We start from the raw sequence: 20,861 nt of genomic DNA, 5'->3' as shown, positions 1-20,861 counted from the left end.
CTCCTAGAGGGAGACGAACGAGCCGGCCCACGACTCTGAGGATGGTTGAGCGATGCCGCTGCTGACGGTACTGGCGCTGATGGCACTGCCGTTCCTGGAAGTCTGGCTGATGATCGTCGTCGCCGGTCGGATCGGCGTCCCCTGGACCCTGGCGGCCCTGGTCTCGCTGATGATCCTGGGCTTCGCGGTGCTCCGCCACACGGGACACGCCTTCCGCGAGGTGGTCAAGGAGGCCGACGAGGCCATGCGCACCGGCGAACAGCCGCGCAAGGGCCTGCTGGACCCCCTGATGCTCATGGCCGGCGGCATCCTGTTGGTCGTTCCCGGGTTCATCACGGCGGCCCTGGGCCTGCTGATGGCCACCCCCTTCACCCGGCCCGTGCTGCGCTGGGTCTTCGCGGGTTGGGCCGCCCGCCGGATGCGCAGGATGCAGGAACGCGTGAACGAGGAGTTCGCGGCCCGCGGCGCCACCATCCCGGGCCAGGGCCCCTTCGGTCCCGGTGGTCCGGCCGGCGGTCCCTTCGGCCCGGAGCCCGGCGCGGGAGCCCCCGGGCGGGGCGGTCCCGGTGCCTCCACCGACCGTGGACGTGTCATCCAGGGCCACTTCGAGCCCGTCGACGACGACAACGACAAGAACTGATCGGACCGGCTTCGCGGGGCGGCGCGCCCCCGCCGAGCCGGGGCCCGTCGCGGAGACGCTCCGCGGCGGGCCCTTCTTCGTCCGCGCCTCGCGCCGGCCCCGACCCTCCGGCCCGTCCTGACGGGATTCGGCTCCTTCGGATGTGAGGATGGCGAAGGGGCCGGTCAGGGCCCCGAACGGTGGGACGGAGACGCGAATCGTGAGTGAGAACATCCCCGAGCCGGTGGCCTCGTTCGTCGCCGGGGTCAACGAGCACGACGAACGGGCGTTCTTGGACGCCTTCACCGAGGACGGCGTCGTCGACGACTGGGGGCGGGAGTTCCAGGGGCGTGAGGCGATCAAGCGCTGGAGCGACAAGGAGTTCATCGGAGCGCGAGGCGTGTTGCCCCCGCGCTCCGTCGAGATCACCGACGACGGGGTGACCGTGATCGGCGACTGGCGTTCCGAATACGCCAACGGGCTCAGCTCGTTCGCCTTCACCGTCGACGGGGATCGGATCGCCCGCATGACCATCCGGGAGGGGTGAGTCGACCGGAACCCGGAATCGAGGGGCCGAGGACCCGGCACCGACGTGTCCGATCGATTCGATCAGGTTCGATCAGGGGCACGGTGCGCGGGTCTTCCGTCTCGACCGAGGGTGTGTCGAGGAACCCGACCGACCGCGTCGGCTCCGGGAGGGTGCCGGAGCGACGACATCAGGCTCTGACGGCCTCGCGTGCCGTCGCCAGGACCTGCGCGATCTTCGCCGCCAGCCGGGCCGAGGGGAGGTCGGTGTGCGGGCGCCAGGCCGGGGCACCGAGGGCCCCGGAACCGGCGGGCACCGTGGCGGCGGTCGCCCGGTACAGGTACAGGAACGTGAAGTGCCGTCCTTCGGGCTCCTCCGTGTCCGACGTTCCGGGGACCGGACGTACGTCCAGGTCCAGGGGAAGGGGATCGGACGCGGATCCGTCCTGTTCGGGGGTCAGACCGGTGGCCTCCTCCAGGCGGGCCCGGGCCGCCTCGTGCAGGGCGGTGTCGGCGTCGGTGGGAGGACCGCCCGGAAGGGACCACGCCTCCCGCTCCGCGTCGCGGACCATCAGCACCCGCCAACACGGATCCAGCACCACCGCCCCGACGGTCACGTGCCCGACCCGGGGCGTCTCGGGGGAGGACGTCGCGGGCTCACCGCCCAGAGCGCGGATCAGGGGGGCGGCCGCGTCCCCCTCTTTGGGGAAACGCTCCAGATAACCGTCCAGGACGGCGCGGATATGCGTGTTCGGGATGCTCAATGTCGCTCCAGTCATTCCAGCCACGTAGCGCACCCAGAATCGCGGGGGACGAGCGCTATGCACAGTTCCCACGCTGGCCGGGGAACAGGTGATCCCCGAACTCGTTCGGAGACCGGCCCGGAACGGGGCATCGTGACGGACCGGAAAGCCGCGACGGGGCGGGTGGGGACCGACCACCCTCGGTCGGTCCCCACCCGCCGTCAGGCCCTCTCGGTCGCGTGGACCCGATCCTCCTCGGCCGAGGAGCGCGCCGTCATCCGGTCGTCCACCACGCGGATCACCGTGATCGCGACGATCGCCACCCCCGCGACGGCGAGACCGGTCAGCAGCTTCGTCGGATCGCTCACGTCGAGGTCGAAGAACCATCGGCCCCACGGGGTCACCATCGCCAGGGTCAACAACCCCACCATGGAGCCCACCAGGACGACCTTCCACCACACGTACGGCTTGGCCACCAGCAACAGCACCCACAGAGTGGTCGCGCACAGCGTGATCACCACGGCCGTACGGTCCGAGGGGTCGGGGACCGTACGGCCGCCCAACACCATCAGGTAGGTGGTCACCGCCGCCACACCCGCCACCAGGCCGGAGGGGATCGCCAGACGCAGGGTGCGCATGACGAACCCCGGCCGGGCGATGTCGGTGTTGGGCGCCAACGCCAGGAAGAACGACGGGATGCCGAAGGTCACCGCGTTGATCAGTGTCGCGTGGCGGGGGAAGAAGGGGTAGGAGACCGCCAACAGACCCACGACGATCGCCAGGGTCATCGTGTACACGGTCTTGGTGAGGAACAGGCTCGCCACCCGCTCGATGTTGCCGATGACCCGACGACCCTCGGCCACCACCCGGGGCAGCACCGCGAACCGGTCGTCCAACAGCACCAACTGCGCCACCGAGCGCGAGGCCGGGCTGCCCGAGCCCATCGCCACACCGATGTCGGCCTCCTTCAAGGCCAGGACGTCGTTGACACCGTCACCGGTCATCGCCACCGTGTGGCCGCGGTCGCGCAGGCCGCGCACCATGTCGCGTTTGCGCTCCGGGGTCACCCGGCCGAAGGCCGTCCCCTCCTCCACCTCGCGCGCCAGGGTGGCGGGGTCCTCGGAGAGGGTCCGCGCGTCCACGGGCCGGTCCGCCCCGCGCATCCCCAGCCCGCGGCCGACCGCGCCCACCGAGGCGGCGTGGTCGCCCGACACGATCTTGACGTCGACCCCCTGGTCGGAGAAGTAGTCCAGGGTAGGACCGGAGTCCTCGCGCACCCGTTGGTCCAGGACCACCAACGACACCGGTCGCAGAGCGCCCGGGGCCGAGGCCTCGTCCACGCGTACGTCCCCGCGGGCCAGCAGCAGGACCCGCAGGCCCTGTTCGCCCAGGCGGGCCGCCTCCAGAGCGGCGGGGGAGTCCGCGGGGACCAGGACGTCGGCGGCGCCCAGCACCCAGTGCTCCTCGCCGCCGGGCGCGAGCAGGCTCGCCCCGCTCCATTTGCGGGCGGAGGAGAACGGCGCCAGCGCGGTCGCCTTCCAACCCGGATCCTCCTGCCCCTGGGCCGCGCAGCCCTCGGCGATCGCGGCCATGCTCGGGTTGGGGTTCGGGTCGGTGGCGGCCAGCGCGGCCAGTACACGGGTCGGGGAGACCGGGACGCCGTTGGAGCCGGAGGCCCCGCCCAGGTCGCGGATCTCGGTCAGCCTCATACCGACCTCGGTCAGCGTGCCCGTCTTGTCGGTGCACACCACGTCCACACGGGCCAGGCCCTCGATCGCGGGCAGCTCCTGGACCAGGCACCGGTGCCGTCCCAGCCGGATCACCCCGACCGCGAACGCGATGCTGGTCAACAGGATCAGCCCTTCGGGGATCATCGACACCAGCGCCGCCACCATGCTGCGCAGAGCGTCGGCGAAGGGCCCGGAGATCCCACCGGAGGCCGTCTCGGGCTCCAAGGCGACGTGACCGCCCAGGAAGAGCTGGCTGTAGATCAGGAGGGCGCCGATCGGGAACAGGGCGAAGGTGATCCATCGCAGGATCCGGTCGATCCCCGAACGCAGCTCCGAACGGACCAGGGAGAACCGGCTCGCCTCCTCGGCCAGACGGGCCGCGTAGGCGTGACGCCCCACCTTGGTGGCCCGGAAACGCCCCGAGCCAGCCACCACGAAACTGCCCGACATGACGGTGTCGCCCGGCGCCTTGACCACGGGGTCGGCCTCGCCCGTCAACAGGGACTCGTCGACCTCCAGCCCGCCGGCCCAGGTCACCACGCCGTCCACGACCACCTGGTCGCCGACGCCGACGTCCAGGACCTCGTCCAGGACGATCTCCTGGGCGGACACCCGGACCACGGCCCCGTCGCGGACCACCCGGGGGCGGGCCGCGTTGACGATCGCGAGCCGGTCCAAGGTGCGCTTGGCCCGTAGTTCCTGGACGATCCCGATCAGGGTGTTGATCACGATGACCATGGCGAAGAGGCCGTCCTGCACCGGGCCGATCACCGCGATGATCGCGAACAGTACGGCGATCATCGCGTTGATCCGGGTGAAGATGTTCCCTCGGATGATCTGGGCGACGCTGCGGCTCGCACGGACCGGAACGTCGTTGGTCCTGCCCGCGGCGACCCGCTCGGCGACCTCGGGCCCGGAGAGTCCGGGCTCCGGCGGGGCCCCGGTGATCGGCCTCCGATCCGTCGTCGAGGAGGCCCGACCACGGTCGGTCCGGTCTGCTTCTTCGGGCACGCGTGACTCCTGATCGAACGGAGAGGGCGAGAGCGGGGCCGGAACGGTTCTCACGAGGTGTGTGCCGTCACACGGGCCCCTGTGTCGACGAGAACAAGAGTAGAGAGCCTTCAGCCTAGAAGAGCACCGACCGGGGCGGACTGGAGACGACACCCGAAGTTCCGTAGGGTCGTCCCCCCCAGATGGCACGGGGGTGTGCACCACCCCCGGCCCGAGGGAACCACCACCACAGGGCCCCGAACGTCCGAGAGGGGACCCACGACCCCCGGAGGGGCATCATGTGCACCGTCATCGTCGGTTTCGATCCCGAGGCCGCCACACCCCTGGTCGTGGCCGCGTTACGCGACGAGATGCGTTCGCGACCCTGGGACGGTCCGGCCCGCCACTGGCCGGAGCGGCCCACACTGGTGGGAGGCCGTGACCGTCTGGCCGGGGGCACCTGGCTGGCCGTGGACCCGGAGCGGCCTCGGGTGGCGGCACTGCTCAACGGCTGGCCCTGGGACGGTCGGATGCCTTGGGAGGGCACCTATCCGGCGAGTCGGGGAGATCTGCCGTTGCACGCGCTGGGACGGGGGAACCGAGACCCGTTGGCCGGAGAGGACCCGACCCGGTACGCGCCCTTCCACCTGCTGGACGCCGACGCCCACCGGGCCACCCTGTACAGCTGGGACGGGCGGTGCCTGGACGTCCGTTCCCTGCCTCGAGGGGTGACCACCATCGTCAACACCGGTCTGGATCCGGCCGATCCTCGAGCGGTCCGGCACACCCCGGAGTTCGCCCGGACCCGGCCCGACCCGGATCCGGACGCCGGAGACGGGCCCCGAACGGTCGAGGAGATCTGGGGGGAGTGGCCGGGGCTGATCACCCGGGCCGCGCACGAGACCCCGCGCTCGCCCGGTGTGGGGCTCACCGAGGGGGACCCCTCCGCCCTCATCGCCCACGCCGACCTGGGGGACGGTCAGGTGTGGTCGACGGGATCGGTCACGTTGCTGGCGCTGGGGCGGGACTCCCTGAGCTACGCCTTCACCGCCGACCCCGCGGATCCGAAGGCCTGGCGGACGATCGAGGTCTGAACCCGCCCCATGGGAGGGGAGGGCCGTTGCGGCCCTCCCCGGGGGCGATCAGAACAGGAGGAGGAAGGCCAGGGCCCCCAAGAGGGTCACGCCGACGAAGGCGACGATCGAGATGAGGGCGTTGGATCGGAAACGCGTGTCGTCTCCGGGGGCGAAGGTGTCGTTCATCCCCCCATCATGGCCTCCGAAGCGCACGCGAGGGGTCGGCGGGCCGATGTCGGACGGCCAACGGGGGACCGGATCCCGGGTTACGGAGAAGCCGTACGGGTACGGTCACCGGTCACGACCCATCGACGGCCGAACGTCCGGAACGCCCTGAGGAGCGCGGATGTCGCGAGGTTCGGCCGGGTTCACGGCGACTCGGAGATTTTTCGACGGAAGTTTTTCGAAAGCGCGTCATAGGCGCCGTGCGGGAGCGTCTCATCTGAGACAACAGTCCGAAGACCACGAGACCCTTCCGAGGAACACGCCATGATGAGCGCCCGCTCCGCCGCCACCCCCGCCCTGCGTCCGATGGGCGACCCCGCCCACCTGGTGGGGCAGTGGGTCCGGGTGTACGACGACGGCACCGTCGGCCTGCTTCTGGAGGCCGACGACACCTCTTGGAGCATGCGCACCCCCACCGGGATCCGCTCCGGCCGAGGGCGTCTGGCCGCCGAGCCCGTCACCCACAGGGAGCAGAGCGGCCCCACGCGTCGGCGCCTGCGCGCGGTGATGGACGACCCCGGTCTCCCCGGTGCGGAGGACCTCGACCTCCTCGACCTCCAGCTCGCCGCCCACCCCTAGGGGGTGTACCGGTTCCGGGGTGTCGTCCCTGTTCATCCAGGGTGCGACGGCCCCGGGACTGTTGATCGGGTCACGCCGGCCGTGACGCGTAAACCCTCTGCGTGAACGCGACGTCTCCCAGAGAGACGACTCTTCCGTCGTCGAAGACGCGTGAGACCCGCGCGTACACGGCAGGGGGCACCATGACGGGCCGAGGGACCGATCGTATGGAGACCGGAGCGTACTGGCTGCTCTACGTCGTCTCCTTCAGCGGGGCACTCCTGCACTGGCGTCTGGGGAACGAGCTCCTCGCGGCGCTCTGCGGGATCACGGCGTTGCTGAGCGCCCTCCTCATCGGAGGGATCAGGATCACGCCGGTGCCCAGGTGACCGGGAGGATCCTGGTATTCCCACTCCACCTGCGTTGATCATCACCCGGGACCACACCCGATATCGGTGCGTTCCGCACGGGCACGTGCGGATAGTCTTCCCTCATGCGTTCATGGTCTGCGCCTGACATCGTCCCCCTGCCGGGTACCGGCGGCCCCCTGCGTATCCACGACACCGCCACGGGTCGGATAAGGACGACGACGCCGGGTCCCACCGCCGGAATGTACGCCTGCGGGATCACCCCCTACGACGCCGCGCATCTGGGCCACGCCTTCACCTATCTCACCTTCGACCTGGTCAACCGGGTGTGGCGCGACGCCGGTCACGACGTCGACTACGTCCAGAACACCACCGACATCGACGACCCCCTCCTGGAGCGGGCCGAGGCGACCGGGGTCGACTGGCGGGACCTGGCCCACCGGGAGATCGACGTCTTCCGTGAGGACATGGCGGCCCTGTCGATCATCCCGCCGACCTCCTTCGTCGGTGTGGTGGAGTCGGTCGACCTCATCAGCGAGCTGGCCCTGCGGATCAAGGAGAGCGGTGCCGCCTACGACGTCGACGGCGACCTGTACTTCTCCGTGGCCGAGGCGTCCCGCTTCGGCGAGATCGGGCACCTCGACCGCGAGGAGATGCTGACGCTGTTCGGTCAGCGCGGCGGCGACCCCGACCGTCCCGGCAAGAAGGACCCCCTCGACTGGCTGCTCTGGCGCGCCGAACGCCCCGGCGAGCCCGCCTGGGACAGCCCCCTCGGCCGAGGCCGGCCCGGCTGGCACATCGAGTGCAGCGCCATCGCCCTGGACCGTCTCGGCCCGGAGTTCGACCTCAACGGCGGCGGCAACGACCTGATCTTCCCGCACCACGAGATGGGCGCCGCCGAGGCCCGATGCGTCACCGGTCGACCCAACGCCCACAACCACCTGCACGTGGGCATGGTCGGTCTGAACGGCGAGAAGATGTCCAAGTCCCTGGGCAACCTCGTGTTCGTCTCCAAGCTGCGGGCCGAGGGGGTGGAGCCGGGCGTGATCCGCCTGGCCATGCTCACCCACCACTACCGCGCCGCCTGGGAGTGGACCGACGCCGAGCTGTCCACCGCCGTCGAGCGGGCCGGACGCTGGCGTGCCGCCTTCGCCCTGGGGTCCGCGCCCGACGCGGCGCCCCTGCTGGCCGAGGTGCGCGCCGCCCTCGCCGAGGACCTGGACTCTCCGGCCGCCCTGGCCGCCGTGGACCGCTGGGTCGACCTCGCCCTGACCGAGGGCGGTGGCGACACCGGGGCCCCGGCCCTGGCGCGCACGACCGTCGCCACTCTGCTCGGCGTCGAACTCCCCTGATCGTCGGACACGCTTCCGCGCCCGCCCCGACCGGTTCTTCTGGGGCGGGCGCGGATCCTCTCCGTCACCGCGGTACGACGTCGGCCGGGGCCTCGCCCAGAAGATCGTTCGGCCGGGGCGGCACGGACGGTGACAGACGTACGATCGGGATCCCGTTCTCGGGGTCGGCCCCCAGCTCTTCGAGGAGTCGCGAGGACGGATCGTCCCCGTGCCCCAGCGCCCGAAACAGCCCCCGCGCGGATCCGGGGTGGCGCCGCGCGTAGTGCGCCAACGCCGCGCTCGACTCCTCAGGCGGCAGCAACTCGGCCGTCCCCCTATGCCGGTGGCGGCCCGTCTGGAAGAGCACCTTCGGCTCTCGACGGATGTTACGGAACCACTGGGAGCGTCCTCCGTACCCGGAGGCGACCAGGATCGCCCCGGTCGCGTCGTTGCGCCCCACCACCTCCAGCACCGCCTGGCGGGCCTCGCCGCTGTTGCGTCCCCTATGGGTGAGCAGCACGAACCGGCGTCCCAACAGCGAGCCCAGCCCCAGCCGGTAGATCCAGATCGGCGCGCGGTACAGGGCGCGTTCGAGGGGGGTGTCCGGTGGCCTGGAGAACGTCATGGGATGGTCCCTTCGCTGGTGGGAGCGGGTCCGGGCGGCATGAGTGTAAGCACGGACCGTCCCGAAGAGGCGCACGCCACGCCATTCCAGAACGTCCTTCCGAGCGGGCCGTCCACCGCAAGGGACGGGGGAAGGGCGCAAGATCGCGCAAACGGGTCGGATCGGCCCGAGAGTAGCCTCGGACGCGCCGAGAACACCGAGATCGGTCGGCCTATCACCAGGGGGGAGCATGCAGTCGATCGATTTCGCCGCGACGGTCGACTTCGTCGAACGCTCCCTCCACTCCGACCTACGGCTGGAGCGCATCGCCGAGCACACCGGGTACTCGCCCTACCACCTGCACCGCTCCTTTCGCGCCGCCTTCGGCCTGACCCCGCACGCCTACGTCCATCGGAGACGGCTGACCGAGGCGGCACGGGAGCTGTCCCTGACCTCGGAACCGGTCATCGACATCGCGACGAGCCATGGGTTCCGCAACCAGCAGTCCTTCACCAACGCCTTCACGGCGGGTTACGGACTGTCCCCGGCCCTCTGGCGGCGCACACGGCCGTTCTTCCCGCTTCTGTCGCCCTACCACTTCGCCGAGTCCGAATGGGGGATCGGTCGGGCCACGGACGGTTTCGAGATCACCGATCGGGTCGACGTCGGCCGACTCCTTCCGCTGTCCCACGCCTCGGTGGACATGCTTCCGGTGCTCGTGCCCGAGCAGCACACGGAGGCCTTGAACCTGCTTCTCGACTCGTGTCGGGTCCTTCTCGCCCACGTCGACGGACATCCGGCGGCGGCGATGATCGTCGATCCCGGGAACGGTCACATCGAGTACCTCGCCGTCCACCCGCTGGCCCGAGGTTCCTCGGTGGTGCGAGCGCTGGTGGACAGGGCCCGACGGCATCACCGGCGCCTGTCCGTCACCACCTTCCGGGAGGGGGACAAGGCCGATCTCGGCCACCGTCGGGCCCTGCTCTCCCTCGGGTTCGGCCCCGCTTCGCTGCGAACGGAGTTCGGCCACCCCACGCAACTACTCGAACTCGATCCCTCTGGAGGGCCGCTGTGACTTCCGTCTTCCCCGACGTCCACGAAGAGGAGGCCGCGCACCTCGCCCGGACTCTGGAGCTCCTGGAGAGCAGGATCGAGGCGCTGACCGGGGCGCTCGACGGCCACGACACCGACTACAACGACGTGAAGTCCTATATGTCGGACAACAGGGGTGAGATCGACCCCGCCGAGATGTACCAGAACGAGCTCATCCTGCGTGATATCGATGCCAGGGGCGCGCACGCCATGCGTCTGCGCGAGCGCCTCGAGACGATGCGCGGCTCCCCCTACTTCGCCCGCCTCGACTTCGCCCCGGACGGTGCGTCCGCCGCCGAGGCCCACTACATCGGACGCCAGGGGCTCCAGAGCGCCGAGGGGACGGCGGTGGTGGACTGGCGCACCCCGCTCGGCGGAATGTTCTACGAACGCGAACCCGGACGGGCCTCCTACGAAGCGCCCTCGGGGACGATCGGCGGGACGATCGAGCGAAAGCGTCAGTTCAAGGTCGAGAACGGGAGGCTGCGGTTCGTCTTGGACACCGCCGAGGCCATCCGTGACGAGATCCTGCTGGAGGAGATCGGGCGCACGAGCAGCGCCCACATGCGTTCGATCATCGCCACCATCCAGCGCGAGCAGAACGCCATCATCCGTAACGAGTCGGACGGCACGCTCATCATCCAAGGGGTCGCCGGTTCCGGGAAGACCTCCATCGCCCTGCACCGCATCGCCTACCTGCTGTTCCGTCGGCGCGGGCGGCTCAAGGCGGAGAACATCGCCATCATCTCGCCCAACGGGCTCTTCGCCGAGTACGTCTCCGACGTGCTGCCCGAACTGGGCGAGGAGGCGGTGGTCGCGCTCGACCTGGCCGCCGTGGCCCGGGGCAGGCTGGAACGGCACCGTCTGGGGTTCACCGATCCGATCGATCCGGTGGAGCCGCTCGGTCCCGGCGGAGCGGCGGCGCGTGAGCGCGCACGGGCCAAATCGACCCTGGCCTTCCACCACTGGCTGGAACGGGCCTTGGACGAAGCGATCCAGGACTGTTTCGTCCCCCGGGAACTACGGCTCGGGGACCTGCGTATCGACGCCGAGGAACTGCGCGCCCACTTCGACCGGCTGTCCGCCCTGGGGGTCGCGGAACGTCTGCGGGTGATGGCCGAGCACCTCTGCCAGAGGGCCCGGTCGGAGAGCCCGCTCTTCTCCTCCACTCCGAAGGTCGGCGAGGTCGGGAAGCGGCTCACCGCCATGCTGACCGTGAAGAGCGCGCGTGCGCTGTACCGAGGACTGTTCCGAAGAGAGGACGCCCCGACGGTGTTCCGGGCGCCGGGGCCGGGCCTCCTGGAATGGGAGGACGTCTACCCCTTCCTCTTCGTGGCCGGAAGGTTCGGTGGGTGGGAGACGGACCAGGACGTCCTGCACCTCGTGATCGACGAGATGCAGGACCACTCACCGACCCAGTACGCGGTGCTGAGACGGATCTTCCGCCATGACATGACGATCCTCGGCGACGTGGCGCAGGCGCTGGGCAACACCGAGGACTACACCCTGGAACGGCTCGGCGGGCTGTTCGAGGGCGCGCGGGTGATGGAGCTGACCCGCGGCTACCGGTCCACGGTCGAGATCGCACGGTTCGCCTCGGCGATCCGCGGCACCGCCGTCACGACCATCGATCGCCACGGCGACCGGCCGAGGGTCCTCGGCTTCGACACCCCGGTCGAGGAGGTCGACCGGATCGCCGCCGAGATCGACCGCTTCCGCTCCACCGGAGCCCCCGACGGTTCCGGCGACGAGGGCGACCCCGGTCGGCTCGCGATCGTGACCAGGTCGCGGGCGGGTGCGAGGGAACTGCACGGGGAACTCTCGGAGAGGCTGGAGGGGGTCGTCCTGGCGACGGCGGACTCGCGGGGGGTCCTCGGAAACGACGTCACGGTCCTGCCGGTCGGTCTCGCCAAGGGGCTGGAGTTCGACGAGGTGATCGTGGCCCGGGCGTCGGAGCGGGAGTACGGAGCCGAGGCCGACCGCTCGTTGCTGTACATCGCCTGCACCCGTGCGTTGCACCGACTCACCCTGACCCACAGCGGACGGCCGAGCCCGCACCTGCCCGGGGACGAGACGACCGTGGAGCCCTGAGGGGCCGAACGGCGTGGGCGCCGGCATGGGCGGCTCCGAGAGTGGACGCCGCATCCGTGGACCGTCGGTGGAGGGTGCCATGATCCGGCGTATGGACACAGGACCGGACACACTCCGGAACAGCGACTGGGACCGTACCTTCCACGCATACGGGTGCGCGGCCGACCTTCCGGGGGCGCTGGCCGCCGTGCTCTCGGGAGACGCGGTAGCCTTCGGCGGGGCCTTGGACCACCTCTACGGCGCCGTCCTCCATCAGGGGACCGTGTATCCGGCGACGGCCCCGGCGGCGCTGTTCCTCGCCGGAGGGCTGGGCCTCTCCGCCCTGGACACGGTGGTGGAGGAGCGGGTGTCGGGGCCGATCACCGGAAGGGTGGTGCTCCTGGAGTTCCTCGCCGGAGCCGCGCTCGCCTCCCTGATCGACCACGACACGGGCACCCCCGCGCCCGCCCCGGTCCCCGAGACGGAACGCGACCGTGTGATCGCCATGATGCGCTCGGAGGACGAGGAGGAGGCGATCGCCGCCTGGGACGAGCCCGTGGTGGAGCGGCTCATGCTCGACGGGCTCGCCGACATGCGCGCCGCCGCGCCGGCCCTCGCCGACGCGGTCCGTCCGTTCTTGACCCACCCCGACCGGTCGACGCGGATCCGCGCGGTGGAGGCGGCGGCCGCGCTCTGCCGTCTGGGCGCCGGGACGCCGGACCTGTCCGGCGCCGCCGACCTGGCCGAGTGCCGTGACGAGGGAGCGGTGATCGTCCTGGCGCTGGGGGACATCGGCGAGGACACCACCGAGTTCCTCTCCCACGCCGATCCGGTCGTCCGGGTCTGTGCCGCCCTGGCACCGGCCCTGCGGAACGACCCGGCGGCCCTCGCCGAACTGCGCTCCGCCCTGACCGATCCCGACGCCGTGGAGGCCTGGTTCACGACACCGCCGAGCCTCTTCGCGCTCGGGGGACGCGACGTCCTGGTCGAGGCCCTGGCCGCGTCCTCGAACGCGACACGGGCCGTTCCGGACCCGTCGGTCGGGGCCGGAACGGGGGCCCCGGGGTGAAGATCCACGGATGTCCGATTCCCCGATGCCTTTGTGACCACCTTTGGCCACGGTCTCGTGGAAACGCCACCGATGGTCGGTTCTTCGTGATGGGATGGCGCGCATGACCACGACCACGACCAGTACCCCCACCCGGCCCAGCGCCGCGGCAGAGCTCATCGCGGACTTCGTCTCCACCGGCGGACGCCTCACCGACCGGGCCGACCTGGCCCGGTTCCTGCGCGACCACCGCCTGGTCACCGAAGGGGCCATCCCGATCACCCTCGCCGACCTGGACGAGGCCATCACCCTGCGTGACGGCATCCGGGCGTTCCTCGACGCCTCCGACACCCCCGACCCCGAGGTCCTGGGGCGTGCCCAGAAGGTGCTGGACGGCCTGCGCGTCACCGTCCGTCTGGAACCGACCGAGCAGGCCGAATCGCCGCTGGCCCCCGCCGTCGTCGACGAGGTCCGTCGCGGCCTGGCGCGTATCGCCGGAGCCTGGGCCGCCGTCCTGGCCACCGGCGAGTGGTGCCGTATGCGTCGGTGACCTCCTCGCCCCACGGTGGGTCCCGGTTCCCGGTTCCCGGGGGCCCGGGACCACGCCGTGGGACGACGAGGGCCCGGGCGGTCGGTTCAGCGGCGGCGGTCCTCCAGGAAACGCTCCCAACGGGCGACGCTGTCCTCCAGGCCGTAACGCTCCGCGGACTTCAGGGCGTGCGCTCCCATCCGGTGCCGCTCCTCGTCGTTCTCGACCAGACGCAGCAGGGCCCGGCCCAGCCCCTCGACGTCCTGGGGCGGTACGAGCAGCCCGTCGTGGCCGTCCTCGATGATCTCCCCAGGGCCGTGCGGGCAGTCGAAACTCACCACGGGCAACCCCACGGAGAAGGCCTCCACGATGGTCATCCCGAACCCCTCCACCTTGGAGCTCACCGCGAGGATCGACGCCTTGGACAGTTCCGAGGTGAGGTCCTTGGTCTTGCCCATGAGGTGGACGTTGTCCTCGACGCCCAGCCGTTCGGCGGTCTCCCGGATCTTGGCGGCCTTGTCACCGTCGCCGTAGATGCGCAGGGTCCAGTCGGGGTGTTCGGCGACCACGTGCGCGAACGCCTTGACCAGGGTCGGGTACTGCTTGACCGGCGACAGGCGGCCCGCGGCGGCGATCACCGGCTCGTCCAGGGTCGCCTGTGGCGGGGTGCCCGGCTCCAGCGCGTTGGGCATGACCGTGAGGAAGTCGTCCCCACGCCCCAGTAGTTCGCGGTAGGCGTTCCGGTCGGCCTCGGTGAGGACGCTCAGCCCGTCCATCCTCCGGTAGCGGCGGTCGATCGCCTTGACCAGGTCGGGCTTGTGCTCGGCCAGGTTGAGGTGCTCCTGCCCGATCACGCGCAGGCGTTTGGGCGACCACGCGGCCAGCATCAGGTTGATGCCGGGGCGGGTTCCGATGACCACGTCCGCGTCGGTGGTCTTCAGGTAGCGGTGCAGGGCGGAGACGGCCTCGGGCGTGAAGTTCTGGTTGCGGGCCAGCTCCGACGGGGGGATCACGGCGGCGGCGCGCCGCTCCCACCACGTACGGGAGAACCGGCTCATGACGCGTTTCTCCCCGGTCCGGTCCTCCATCGGCACGAGGGGGACCCGGTCGGTCAGTGGGAAGAAGGGCTTGACGCGCCTACGGACCAGACTGACGATCTCGACCTCGTGCCGCTCGGACAACCCGCGGGCGAGATTGTGCACGGTCCGTACCGTGCCGCCCATGGTGTAGCCGTTGGCGATGACGAAGGCGATTTTCACAGCGCTGTCCCCCGATCCCTCCTCTCGCGGGCCGAAGGGACGATCGGTCCGGGTCCACCGGAGGGCGTGCCCTCGGAACGTGGGCGGGAACGGGCGCTCAACGCGCCTCCACGCCGGGGCAAGTGCTCCCGTACCCCTCCGGTCCGCGAGCCGTGTCCTCGGAACGTACCGCCCCGGAGCTAAAGACCGTGTAATAAAGGGGATATCCGCAGTCGGCGACGGCGCGTCGGATCGGGTCAGCCGTCCTCGCGGCCGCGCAGGTAGCGCTCGAACTCTTGGGCGATCGCGTCCCCGGAGGCCTCGGGCAGGTCGACCGTGTCCTTGGCCTCCTCCAGACCGCGGACGTAGGCGGCGATGTCCTCGTCCTCGGCGGTCAGGTCGTCGACCCCGGCCTGCCAGGACACCGACTCCTCGGGCAGATCGCCCAACGGGACCTCGGTCTCGATGAGGTCCTGCACCCAGCCCAGCAACGCCAGGGTCGCCTTCGGGCAGGGAGGTTGCGCGACGTAGTGCGGGATGGCCGCCCACAGCGACACCGTCTCGATCCCGGCGGAACCGAAGCGCTCGTGCACGACCCCGATGATGCCGGTCGGCCCCGTGTAGGTGGCGGTGTCCAGCCCGTGCCGGTCGCCCAGCCCCGGGGGAACGGCCATACCGGTCACCGGGATGGGACGGGTGTGCGGGGAGTCGGCCAACAGGGAACCCAACAGTACCGCGCGGCGCACACCGAGCTCACGGGCGATCGCCAGCAGGTCGGAGGCGTAGGAACGCCAACGCATGTTGGGCTCGGGGCCGCTGACCAGGACCACGTCGCGGCGTGAGCCCGGAGGCCGGACCACGCGCACACGGGTGGTGGGCCACTGGGTCTCGGTCAGGCGTCCGTCGACCACGGACATGCGCGGCCGGGCCACCTGGAAGTCGTAGTAGTCATCGGGCTCGAGGGAGCACAGCTCCTCGGCCTCCCACTTGCGGGCCAGGTGGTCCACGGCCAGGCTCGCGGCCTCACCGGCGTCGTTCCACCCTTCGAACGCCGCGACCATGACAGGCTCGACGAGCTCGCGGTCGAGCTGGATCATGGCGGCCCCTTTCCGGACGTGGACGCCCACCACCCTACGGGGTGGCGCCGCGACCGGGAAACCGTCCGAGGCGGGCCCGCTTCCGGGACGATGGCGTCCACCACTTCGGGACGCCCGTCTCACGTGCCGAAACAGCCGATGGGGTAGCCTCGCGATCAGCGACCGAACCGGACGACGACGTCCCAGGCGCTTTCACACAGCCGTGTGTCGTGGTCCGCTCGACGAGTTCCTCACGGGACGCTCGGTGTGGGGCCGCGGCGCACCAGAGAACTAGAGTTGCCGATATGAGAGATCGACGGACATTCCGTGAAGCACTGTCCCAGCGCGTGGTCGTTGCGGACGGGGCGATGGGCACCATGTTGCAGGCGCACGATCTCGACCTCGACCAGTTCGAGGGGCACGAGGGTTGTAACGACATCCTGAACCTCACCCGGCCGGATATCGTCCGGGACACCCACGCAGCCTTCTTCGAGGTCGGGTCCGACTGCGTCGAGACCAACACCTTCTCCGCCAACTACGGCGGCCTGATCGAATACGGGATCCAGGACCGTACCTACGAGATCGCGGAGGCGGGCGCCCGTATCGCCCGCGAGGCGGCGGACGAGTACTCCACGCCGGACCATCCCCGCTACGTGCTGGGGTCGGTCGGTCCCGGTACCCGACTGCCGAGCCTGGGGCATTCCCCCTTCGCCCTGCTGCGCGACTACTACGAGCAGGCCGGACGAGGGCTCATCGACGGCGGCGCCGACGCCATCCTGATCGAGACCTGTCAGGACCTGCTCCAGGTCAAGGCCGCCGTGATCGGCGCCAAGCGGGCGCGTCACGCCCTGGGCCGGGACATCCCGATCATCGCCCAGGTCGCCGTGGAGACCAGCGGCACCATGCTCATGGGATCGGAGATCGGCGCGGCGCTGACCTCTCTGGAGCCGCTGGGCATCGACGTGATCGGGATCAACTGCTCGACCGGCCCGGCCGAGATGAGCGAGCACCTGCGTTACCTGTCGCACCACTCGCCGATCCCCATCTCCTGCATGCCCAACGCGGGTCTGCCGGAGCTGGGACCCGACGGGGCGGTCTACAACCTCTCCCCGGAGGACCTGACCGACGCCCACGACACCTTCACCTCCGAGTTCGGGCTCAGCCTGGTGGGCGGCTGCTGCGGCACCACCCCAGAACACCTGCGCCAGGTCGTCGAGCGGGTACAGGGCCGCGGCATCAAGAACCGCCGGCCGCTGGTCGAACCGTCGACATCCTCGCTCTACCAGAGCGTTCCCTTCCGGCAGGACGCCAGCTATCTGGCGGTGGGCGAGCGGACCAACGCCAACGGCTCCAAGAAGTTCCGCAAGGCCATGCTGGCCGAGGACTGGGACGCCTGCGTGGAGATGGCCCGCGACCAGATCCGCGACGGCGCCCACGTGCTGGACCTGAACATCGACTACGTGGGTCGCGACGGTGTGGCCGACATGCGCGAGCTCGCCTTCCGGTTCGCCACGGCGTCCACTCTGCCGCTCATGCTCGACTCCACCGAGCCCCCCGTCCTGGAGGCGGGACTGGAGGCGCTCGGCGGGCGCGCGGTGATCAACTCCGTCAACTACGAGGACGGCGACGGTCCGGACTCGCGCTTCACCCGCATCATGCGCCTGGTCTCCGAGCACGGCGCCGCCGTGGTCGGTCTGTGCATCGACGAGGAGGGGCAGGCCCGTACCGCCGAGTGGAAGGTCCGGGTGGCCACCCGCCTGATCGAGCAGCTCACCGGCGAGTGGGGGATGCGTACCGGCGACATCGTCATCGACTGCCTCACCTTCCCCATCACCACCGGGCAGGAGGAGACCCGCCGGGACGGCATCGAGACCCTCGAGGCCATCCGCGAGCTCAAGCGCCGTTACCCGGAGGTGCAGACCACCCTGGGTCTGTCCAACCTGTCCTTCGGCGTCAACCCCGCCGCCCGCATCGTGCTGAACTCGGTCTTCCTGCACGAGGCGACCCAGGCGGGGCTGGACTCGGCGATCGTGCACGCCTCCAAGATCGTGCCGATCAACCAGATCCCCGAGGACCAGCTCAAGGTCGCCCTGGACCTGGTCTACGACCGTCGCGCGGACGACTACGATCCGCTGTCCACCTTCATCGACATGTTCGAGGGCGTGGACGCCAAGTCGATGAAGGCCTCGCGCGCCGAGGAACTGGCCTCGCTGCCGCTCTGGGAGCGGTTGGAGCGTCGGATCATCGACGGTGAGCTCACCGGGATCGAGGCCGACCTCGACGAGGCGCTGGCCGAGCGCCCCGCGCTGGCGATCGTCAACGACACCCTGCTGGAGGGCATGAAGACCGTCGGCGAGCTGTTCGGCTCCGGTCGGATGCAGCTGCCGTTCGTCCTCAAGTCCGCCGAGGTGATGAAGGCGGCCGTCGCCTACCTCGAACCGCACATGGAGAAGACCGACGACGACGGCAAGGGCCGGATCGTGCTCGCCACCGTCAAGGGCGACGTCCACGACATCGGCAAGAACCTCGTGGACATCATCCTGTCCAACAACGGTTACGAGGTCGTCAACCTCGGTATCAAGCAGCCGGTGTCGGCGATCCTGGAGGCGGCCGAGGAGAAGCGGGCCGACGTCATCGGGATGTCGGGTCTGCTGGTCAAGTCCACGGTGATCATGAAGGAGAACCTGGAGGAGATGAACTCCAGGGGGATGTCCGAGCGTTTCCCGGTCCTGCTGGGCGGTGCCGCGCTCACCCGCTCCTACGTGGAGCAGGATCTGGCCGAGATGTTCTCCGGCGAGGTCCGCTACGCCAAGGACGCCTTCGAGGGTCTGCGTCTGATGGACACCTTCATGGCGGTCAAGCGCGGCGAGGAGGGCGCCAAGCTGCCCGAGCTGCGTCAGCGGCGGGTCAAGCGGGGCGCCACGCTCAAGGTCACCGAGCCGGAGGAGATGCCGGCCCGCAGCGACGTGTCCACCACCAACGCGATCCCCACGCCGCCGTTCTGGGGCGACCGGATCAGCAAGGGCATCCCGCTGGCCGACTACGCGGCCTTCCTCGACGAGCGGGCCACCTTCATGGGCCAGTGGGGGCTGAAGGCCTCCCGGGGCGGTGACGGTCCCACCTACGAGGAGCTCGTGGAGACCGAGGGGCGTCCGCGCATGCGGATGTGGCTGGACCGGATCCAGACCGACGGTCTGCTGGAGGCCGCGGTCGTGCACGGCCACTACCCCTGCTACAGCGAGGGTGACGACCTGGTCGTGCTCGACGAGGACGGGGTCACCGAGCGGACCCGGTTCACCTTCCCGCGTCAGCGCCGTGACCGGCACCTGTGCCTGTCGGACTTCTTCCGGCCCAAGGAGTCGGGGGAGTTGGACGTGGTCACCTTCCAGGTGGTGACGGTGGGCGCGGCGATCAGCCGGGCCACCGCGGAGCTGTTCGAGAAGAACGCCTACCGCGACTACCTGGAGCTGCACGGTCTGTCGGTCCAGCTGACCGAGGCCCTGGCCGAGTACTGGCACACGCGGGTCCGCGCGGAGCTGGGCTTCGCCGGGGAGGACCCGGCCGAGCTGGACGCCTTCTTCAAGCTCGGTTACCGCGGCGCCCGTTTCTCCCTGGGTTACGGGGCCTGCCCCGAGCTGGAGGACCGGGCCAAGATCATGCGGTTGCTGGAACCCGAGCGGGTGGGGGTGACGTTGTCCGAGGAGTACCAGCTTGTTCCCGAGCAGGCCACCGACGCGATCGTCATTCATCATCCCGAGGCGACATACTTCAACGTCTGACCGGCCCTGACCAGGGGAGAGGCCCTACCGGAGTCCGACCCGGTGGGGCCTCTCCCCGTGCGGGGGCGGTCGGTCATGAGCCGATATGAGCGAATTGAGCACTATGAGTACCGAACCGACCGAGACCGCCCGGACCCCGGAGCGCCGCCTCCAGGCGGTGCTGATGGACATGGACGGCACCCTCATCGACAGCGAGCATCTGTGGGACGAGGCCGAGGCCGAGCTCGTCGCCGACCTCGGCGGTGTGTGGACCGAGGAGGACCACCTCCGCAACGTCGGCAACGCCGCCGAGCCGGTGGGCCGTTACATCATCGGTCTGACCGGGTCCGACCTCACGCCCCGACAGATCGCGGACCGTCTGTACGAGCGCTTCCTCGCCAAGCTGGAGGAGGGTGCCGAGCTGCGCCCCGGCGCCAAGGAACTGGTGGCGACGCTGACGGCGGCCGGTGTGCCGCTCTCCCTGGTGACCTCGACCGAGCGTTCCCTGATCTCCACCGCCATCGGCGGGATCGGTCTGGAGAGCTTCGACGACTCGGTGGCCGGGGACGAGGTGAGCGCGAACAAGCCCGACCCGGACCCCTACCTCCGCGCGGCCCGCAGGTTGGGCGTGGACCCGAGGCGTTGTGTGGCCCTGGAGGACTCCGTGGTCGGTGTGGCCTCTGCGTCGGGGGCCGGATGCGTCACGGTGGCGGTGCCCCACCACGTGGAGATCGAACCACGTGAGGGCGTGGTCATCAGGGACAGCCTGGTCGGGATCGACCTGGAATGGCTGGAGTCGCTGGTCGCCGACCGCTGAGCGGCGGTCGACGCCCCCTGGGCCTCGAGAGGATCACCTGTGAGGACACTCCCTAGGGGATGAGCCGGATGTGTGTTCGGGCGCGAGATGGGAGACTGGGGTCATGCCTGAGACTCTGACTATGACGTCCGGACTCACCCTGGGGGCCGCGCTGGCCGCGGTCGGCCTGATCATCACGTTCTTCGTGTGGCGGCGCAAGGGCCTGGCCTACGGTCTGCGCGGGCTGGCCTGGTCGATGCTCCCCCTGGTGGTGGGGCTGCTCGGCCTGATGACCGTGGTGATGCAGTTCTTCACCGGGCTGTTGGGGGTCTTGGCCGGTCTGGTCTTCAACCCGATCGTGTGGGCCGGTGTGGCCCTGGTGCCGATCATGGTGGTCCTCTACGTGGTCTCGGGCCTCATGAAGGCCAGGGGGATCGGGGTGCGCGGGGCCAAGGCGGGTTCCTCCGAGGGCGCGAAGCCCAAGG

18 protein-coding genes are annotated in these 20,861 nt (G+C 70.2%); 13 read left to right on the top strand and 5 right to left on the bottom strand.

Annotation, left to right across the window (positions count from 1 at the left end; all coding sequences use genetic code 11):
• Nucleotides 1-52: 52 nt before the first annotated feature.
• Together D451_RS0106820 and D451_RS0106815 are read left to right on the top strand one after the other, a co-directional pair.
• The gene (locus D451_RS0106820; RefSeq protein WP_014912352.1) at nucleotides 53-640 is read left to right on the top strand and encodes an FxsA family protein; all 588 of its coding nucleotides are present in this window, start codon (nucleotides 53-55) and stop codon (nucleotides 638-640) included.
• Nucleotides 641-839: 199 nt separating this feature from the next.
• Nucleotides 840-1,166, top strand: coding sequence for a nuclear transport factor 2 family protein (locus tag D451_RS0106815; protein WP_017533874.1), 327 nt, complete (start codon nucleotides 840-842; stop codon nucleotides 1,164-1,166).
• Between the two features lie 169 nt (nucleotides 1,167-1,335).
• Here the strand turns inward: D451_RS0106815 and D451_RS0106810 are convergent, their stop codons facing one another.
• Together D451_RS0106810 and D451_RS26300 are read right to left on the bottom strand one after the other, a co-directional pair.
• Entirely contained in the window at nucleotides 1,336-1,908 is a 573-nt protein-coding gene (locus D451_RS0106810; protein WP_014913028.1) for an NUDIX domain-containing protein, read from the bottom strand.
• Between the two features lie 200 nt (nucleotides 1,909-2,108).
• Nucleotides 2,109-4,628, bottom strand: coding sequence for an HAD-IC family P-type ATPase (locus D451_RS26300; RefSeq protein ID WP_051067456.1), 2,520 nt, complete (start codon nucleotides 4,626-4,628; stop codon nucleotides 2,109-2,111).
• 278 nt (nucleotides 4,629-4,906) lie between these two features.
• Here D451_RS26300 and D451_RS0106800 point away from each other — a divergent pair, with 278 nt between their 5' ends.
• From D451_RS0106800 to mshC, 4 genes are all read left to right on the top strand, one after another.
• Entirely contained in the window at nucleotides 4,907-5,701 is a 795-nt protein-coding gene (locus tag D451_RS0106800) for an NRDE family protein (RefSeq protein ID WP_017533873.1), read from the top strand.
• Nucleotides 5,702-6,172: 471 nt separating this feature from the next.
• Nucleotides 6,173-6,487, top strand: a complete 315-nt coding sequence (locus D451_RS0106790) for a hypothetical protein (RefSeq protein WP_017533872.1) — start codon at nucleotides 6,173-6,175, stop codon at nucleotides 6,485-6,487.
• Nucleotides 6,488-6,693: 206 nt separating this feature from the next.
• Nucleotides 6,694-6,855 (top strand): hypothetical protein, encoded by a 162-nt coding sequence (locus D451_RS28235; RefSeq protein WP_014911312.1) that lies wholly within the window; start codon nucleotides 6,694-6,696, stop codon nucleotides 6,853-6,855.
• A 104-nt stretch (nucleotides 6,856-6,959) separates the two neighbouring features.
• Nucleotides 6,960-8,186: a cysteine--1-D-myo-inosityl 2-amino-2-deoxy-alpha-D-glucopyranoside ligase gene (gene mshC, locus D451_RS0106780; RefSeq protein WP_014910624.1), complete on the top strand. Its 1,227-nt coding sequence runs from the start codon at nucleotides 6,960-6,962 to the stop codon at nucleotides 8,184-8,186.
• Between the two features lie 64 nt (nucleotides 8,187-8,250).
• Here the strand turns inward: mshC and D451_RS0106775 are convergent, their stop codons facing one another.
• Nucleotides 8,251-8,790: a nitroreductase family deazaflavin-dependent oxidoreductase gene (locus D451_RS0106775; protein WP_017533871.1), complete on the bottom strand. Its 540-nt coding sequence runs from the start codon at nucleotides 8,788-8,790 to the stop codon at nucleotides 8,251-8,253.
• A gap of 229 nt (nucleotides 8,791-9,019) precedes the next feature.
• Between D451_RS0106775 and D451_RS0106770 the strand changes: the two genes are divergently transcribed.
• From D451_RS0106770 to D451_RS0106755, 4 genes are all read left to right on the top strand, one after another.
• A complete protein-coding gene (locus D451_RS0106770; RefSeq protein ID WP_017533870.1) occupies nucleotides 9,020-9,844 on the top strand; it encodes a helix-turn-helix domain-containing protein in 825 nt (274 codons plus the stop codon).
• A complete protein-coding gene (locus D451_RS0106765; protein WP_017533869.1) occupies nucleotides 9,841-11,952 on the top strand; it encodes a HelD family protein in 2,112 nt (703 codons plus the stop codon). Before D451_RS0106770 ends, D451_RS0106765 begins: the two co-directional genes overlap by 4 nt.
• A gap of 91 nt (nucleotides 11,953-12,043) precedes the next feature.
• Entirely contained in the window at nucleotides 12,044-13,000 is a 957-nt protein-coding gene (locus tag D451_RS0106760) for a hypothetical protein (protein ID WP_036567846.1), read from the top strand.
• Between the two features lie 103 nt (nucleotides 13,001-13,103).
• Entirely contained in the window at nucleotides 13,104-13,529 is a 426-nt protein-coding gene (locus tag D451_RS0106755) for an ABATE domain-containing protein (RefSeq protein WP_014909143.1), read from the top strand.
• A gap of 86 nt (nucleotides 13,530-13,615) precedes the next feature.
• Here D451_RS0106755 and D451_RS0106750 read toward each other — a convergent pair whose 3' ends face one another.
• Together D451_RS0106750 and D451_RS0106745 are read right to left on the bottom strand one after the other, a co-directional pair.
• Complete coding sequence (locus tag D451_RS0106750) at nucleotides 13,616-14,767, bottom strand: glycosyltransferase family 4 protein (RefSeq protein WP_017533867.1); 1,152 nt, start codon at nucleotides 14,765-14,767, stop codon at nucleotides 13,616-13,618.
• A gap of 236 nt (nucleotides 14,768-15,003) precedes the next feature.
• Complete coding sequence (locus D451_RS0106745) at nucleotides 15,004-15,843, bottom strand: PAC2 family protein (protein ID WP_014912367.1); 840 nt, start codon at nucleotides 15,841-15,843, stop codon at nucleotides 15,004-15,006.
• Between the two features lie 284 nt (nucleotides 15,844-16,127).
• On the opposite strand from D451_RS0106745, the gene metH reads away from it, so the two are divergent.
• The 3 genes from metH to D451_RS0106730 all read left to right on the top strand — a co-directional run.
• Nucleotides 16,128-19,601, top strand: coding sequence for a methionine synthase (metH, locus tag D451_RS0106740; protein ID WP_081536536.1), 3,474 nt, complete (start codon nucleotides 16,128-16,130; stop codon nucleotides 19,599-19,601).
• Between the two features lie 103 nt (nucleotides 19,602-19,704).
• Nucleotides 19,705-20,397, top strand: a complete 693-nt coding sequence (locus tag D451_RS0106735; protein ID WP_017533866.1) for an HAD family hydrolase — start codon at nucleotides 19,705-19,707, stop codon at nucleotides 20,395-20,397.
• A 121-nt stretch (nucleotides 20,398-20,518) separates the two neighbouring features.
• Nucleotides 20,519-20,861: hypothetical protein (locus tag D451_RS0106730; protein ID WP_017533865.1), on the top strand; the 343-nt coding region annotated here is incomplete at its 3' end.

This window comes from Nocardiopsis alba DSM 43377 (assembly GCF_000341225.1).
GTDB classification, from domain to species: domain Bacteria; phylum Actinomycetota; class Actinomycetes; order Streptosporangiales; family Streptosporangiaceae; genus Nocardiopsis; species Nocardiopsis alba.
The sequence above is the reverse complement of the archived record's forward strand: the minus strand, read 5'-3'. Positions and strand labels throughout refer to the sequence as shown.

Coding starts and splice junctions, on each gene's coding strand:
- mshC (WP_014910624.1), top strand. CDS start 6,960: ATGCGTTCATGGTCTGCGCCTGACATCGTCCCCCTGCCGGGTACCGGC.
- D451_RS0106800 (WP_017533873.1), top strand. CDS start 4,907: ATGTGCACCGTCATCGTCGGTTTCGATCCCGAGGCCGCCACACCCCTG.
- D451_RS0106755 (WP_014909143.1), top strand. CDS start 13,104: ATGACCACGACCACGACCAGTACCCCCACCCGGCCCAGCGCCGCGGCA.
- D451_RS0106745 (WP_014912367.1), bottom strand. CDS start 15,843: ATGATCCAGCTCGACCGCGAGCTCGTCGAGCCTGTCATGGTCGCGGCG.
- D451_RS28235 (WP_014911312.1), top strand. CDS start 6,694: ATGGAGACCGGAGCGTACTGGCTGCTCTACGTCGTCTCCTTCAGCGGG.
- metH (WP_081536536.1), top strand. CDS start 16,128: ATGAGAGATCGACGGACATTCCGTGAAGCACTGTCCCAGCGCGTGGTC.
- D451_RS0106775 (WP_017533871.1), bottom strand. CDS start 8,790: ATGACGTTCTCCAGGCCACCGGACACCCCCCTCGAACGCGCCCTGTAC.
- D451_RS0106770 (WP_017533870.1), top strand. CDS start 9,020: ATGCAGTCGATCGATTTCGCCGCGACGGTCGACTTCGTCGAACGCTCC.
- D451_RS0106790 (WP_017533872.1), top strand. CDS start 6,173: ATGATGAGCGCCCGCTCCGCCGCCACCCCCGCCCTGCGTCCGATGGGC.
- D451_RS0106735 (WP_017533866.1), top strand. CDS start 19,705: ATGAGTACCGAACCGACCGAGACCGCCCGGACCCCGGAGCGCCGCCTC.
- D451_RS0106760 (WP_036567846.1), top strand. CDS start 12,044: ATGGACACAGGACCGGACACACTCCGGAACAGCGACTGGGACCGTACC.
- D451_RS0106820 (WP_014912352.1), top strand. CDS start 53: ATGCCGCTGCTGACGGTACTGGCGCTGATGGCACTGCCGTTCCTGGAA.